1 rRNA gene is annotated in these 257 nt (G+C 42.4%); it reads right to left on the bottom strand.

The features are described 5' to 3' along the window. Positions 1 to 93: ribosomal RNA gene (locus ACFCTO_RS12240) — 23S ribosomal RNA — on the bottom strand; the annotation flags it as partial. Positions 94 to 257 lie beyond the last annotated feature (164 nt).

The following is a 257-nucleotide window of genomic DNA, read 5'->3' as shown; positions in this document are numbered from 1 at the left end:
ACTTGCACCTCACCGCAGCTTATCGCAGCTTATCGCGTCCTTCTTCGGCTGATATGGCCAAGGCATCCGCCGTACGCCCTTACTTACTTGACTATTTTTTCATGTATCACGTCATCCACACGGGATGTTGTGATGAACAAGAATTCAAGGTTCGTTAAGATCTCTTTTTAAAAAGAGGTATTTTCTAACATTTTTATGCAGTTGTCAAGGTACGATGATAAAAAAGTTTGGTGGAGATGAGGAGAATCGAACTCCTG

Source organism: Megasphaera indica, from assembly GCF_046614755.1.
Classification (GTDB): domain Bacteria; phylum Bacillota; class Negativicutes; order Veillonellales; family Megasphaeraceae; genus Megasphaera; species Megasphaera intestinihominis.
The sequence above is the reverse complement of the archived record's forward strand: the minus strand, read 5'-3'. Positions and strand labels throughout refer to the sequence as shown.